Raw genomic sequence first — 3,472 nt, 5'->3', positions numbered from 1 at the left:
CTTCGGCGTTGTAAGGTTAAGCCTCACGGTTCATTAGTATCGGTTAGCTCAACGCATCGCTGCGCTTACACACCCGACCTATCAACGTCGTCGTCTTCAACGTTCCTTCAGGACTCTCAGGGAGTCAGGGAGAACTCATCTTGGGGCAAGTTTCGTGCTTAGATGCTTTCAGCACTTATCTTTTCCGCATTTAGCTACCGGGCAGTGCCATTGGCATGACAACCCGAACACCAGTGATGCGTCCACTCCGGTCCTCTCGTACTAGGAGCAGCCCCCCTCAATTCTCCAGCGCCCACGGCAGATAGGGACCGAACTGTCTCACGACGTTCTAAACCCAGCTCGCGTACCACTTTAAATGGCGAACAGCCATACCCTTGGGACCTACTTCAGCCCCAGGATGTGATGAGCCGACATCGAGGTGCCAAACACCGCCGTCGATATGAACTCTTGGGCGGTATCAGCCTGTTATCCCCGGAGTACCTTTTATCCGTTGAGCGATGGCCCTTCCATTCAGAACCACCGGATCACTATGACCTGCTTTCGCACCTGCTCGAGCCGTCACTCTCGCAGTCAAGCTAGCTTATGCCATTGCACTAACCTCCTGATGTCCGACCAGGATTAGCTAACCTTCGTGCTCCTCCGTTACTCTTTGGGAGGAGACCGCCCCAGTCAAACTACCCACCAGACACTGTCCGCAACCCGGATTACGGGTCTACGTTAGAACACCAGCCATTAAAGGGTGGTATTTCAAGGACGGCTCCACGCAGACTGGCGTCCACGCTTCAAAGCCTCCCACCTATCCTACACATCAAGGACCAGTGTTCAGTGTCAAGCTATAGTAAAGGTTCACGGGGTCTTTCCGTCTTGCCGCGGGTACACTGCATCTTCACAGCGAGTTCAATTTCACTGAGTCTCGGGTGGAGACAGCCTGGCCATCATTACGCCATTCGTGCAGGTCGGAACTTACCCGACAAGGAATTTCGCTACCTTAGGACCGTTATAGTTACGGCCGCCGTTTACCGGGGCTTCGATCAAGAGCTTCGCGTTGCCGCTAACCCCATCAATTAACCTTCCGGCACCGGGCAGGCGTCACACCGTATACGTCCACTTTCGTGTTTGCACAGTGCTGTGTTTTTAATAAACAGTTGCAGCCAGCTGGTATCTTCGACTGATTTCAGCTCCACCCGCAGGGGCTTCACCTACATATCAGCGTGCCTTCTCCCGAAGTTACGGCACCATTTTGCCTAGTTCCTTCACCCGAGTTCTCTCAAGCGCCTTGGTATTCTCTACCTGACCACCTGTGTCGGTTTGGGGTACGATTTCGTGTTACCTGATGCTTAGAGGCTTTTCCTGGAAGCAGGGCATTTGTTACTTCAGCACCGTAGTGCCTCGTCATCACACCTCAGCGTTAAAAGGTACCGGATTTACCTGGAACCTCCGCCTACATGCTTAAACCGGGACAACCGTCGCCCGGCTAACATAGCCTTCTCCGTCCCCCCTTCGCAGTAACACCAAGTACAGGAATATTAACCTGTTTCCCATCGACTACGCCTTTCGGCCTCGCCTTAGGGGTCGACTCACCCTGCCCCGATTAACGTTGGACAGGAACCCTTGGTCTTCCGGCGAGCGGGCTTTTCACCCGCTTTATCGTTACTTATGTCAGCATTCGCACTTCTGATACCTCCAGCATGCCTCACAGCACACCTTCAACGGCTTACAGAACGCTCCCCTACCCAACAACACATAGTGTCGCTGCCGCAGCTTCGGTGCATGGTTTAGCCCCGTTACATCTTCCGCGCAGGCCGACTCGACCAGTGAGCTATTACGCTTTCTTTAAATGATGGCTGCTTCTAAGCCAACATCCTGGCTGTCTGTGCCTTCCCACATCGTTTCCCACTTAACCATGACTTTGGGACCTTAGCTGGCGGTCTGGGTTGTTTCCCTCTTCACGACGGACGTTAGCACCCGCCGTGTGTCTCCCGTGATAACATTCTTCGGTATTCGTAGTTTGCATCGGGTTGGTAAGCCGGGATGGCCCCCTAGCCGAAACAGTGCTCTACCCCCGAAGATGAGTTCACGAGGCGCTACCTAAATAGCTTTCGGGGAGAACCAGCTATCTCCCGGTTTGATTGGCCTTTCACCCCCAGCCACAAGTCATCCGCTAATTTTTCAACATTAGTCGGTTCGGTCCTCCAGTTAGTGTTACCCAACCTTCAACCTGCCCATGGCTAGATCACCGGGTTTCGGGTCTATACCCTGCAACTTAACGCCCAGTTAAGACTCGGTTTCCCTTCGGCTCCCCTATACGGTTAACCTTGCTACAGAATATAAGTCGCTGACCCATTATACAAAAGGTACGCAGTCACACCACGAAGGTGCTCCCACTGCTTGTACGTACACGGTTTCAGGTTCTTTTTCACTCCCCTCGCCGGGGTTCTTTTCGCCTTTCCCTCACGGTACTGGTTCACTATCGGTCAGTCAGGAGTATTTAGCCTTGGAGGATGGTCCCCCCATATTCAGACAGGATACCACGTGTCCCGCCCTACTCTTCGAGTTCACAGCCTGTGTGTTTTCGTGTACGGGAGTATCACCCTGTACCCTGCGACTTTCCAGACGCTTCCACTAACACACAAGCTGATTCAGACTCTGGGCTGCTCCCCGTTCGCTCGCCGCTACTGGGGGAATCTCGGTTGATTTCTTTTCCTCGGGGTACTTAGATGTTTCAGTTCCCCCGGTTCGCCTCGTTAACCTATGTATTCAGTTAACGATAGTGTGTCGAAACACACTGGGTTTCCCCATTCGGACATCGCCGGGTCAAAGGTTCATATCACCTCGCCGGCGCTTTTCGCAGATTAGCACGTCCTTCATCGCCTCTGACTGCCAGGGCATCCACCGTGTACGCTTAGTCGCTTAACCTCACAACCCGAAGATGTTTCACTTCTGATTGCGAAAATTTGAGAGACTCGAACACACCATTAAGATGTGTCGTTTCAATTTTCAGCTTGATCCAGATTTTTAAAGAGCAAAACTTCGCAGTGCACCTTTTCAGGTTCACTCTGAAGTTTTCTTGTGTTCGCAGTAAAAGATGGTGGAGCTATGCGGGATCGAACCGCAGACCTCCTGCGTGCAAAGCAGGCGCTCTCCCAGCTGAGCTATAGCCCCATCGTTTTGCAATCTCTGTACCGCTCATCCTTTAAAAGGAGTTTGGTAGGCCTGAGTGGACTTGAACCACCGACCTCACCCTTATCAGGGGTGCGCTCTAACCACCTGAGCTACAAGCCTGCAGAGATTTTTACTGCTGTTTTTCATCAGACAATCTGTGTGAGCACTACAAAGGCAGGTTCTTTAAGGTAAGGAGGTGATCCAACCGCAGGTTCCCCTACGGTTACCTTGTTACGACTTCACCCCAGTCATGAATCACAAAGTGGTAAGCGCCCTCCCGAAGGTTAAGCTACCTACTTCTTTTGCAACC

At 52.4% G+C, this 3,472-nt stretch carries 2 tRNA genes and 2 rRNA genes; all 4 read right to left on the bottom strand.

The annotated features are described in order from the left end of the window. Positions 1-12: 12 nt before the first annotated feature. A 23S ribosomal RNA gene (locus AC0TN7_RS00035) occupies positions 13-2,916 on the bottom strand. A 170-nt stretch (positions 2,917-3,086) separates the two neighbouring features. Next, positions 3,087-3,162 (bottom strand) — tRNA-Ala (locus tag AC0TN7_RS00030). A gap of 43 nt (positions 3,163-3,205) precedes the next feature. Then, positions 3,206-3,282, bottom strand: a tRNA-Ile gene (locus tag AC0TN7_RS00025). A 69-nt stretch (positions 3,283-3,351) separates the two neighbouring features. Then, a 16S ribosomal RNA gene (locus AC0TN7_RS00020) occupies positions 3,352-3,472 on the bottom strand; the annotation flags it as partial.

It is taken from the genome of Enterobacter sp. PL_is511, from assembly GCF_055816065.1.
This window is presented reverse-complemented; position numbering and strand designations above follow the sequence as displayed.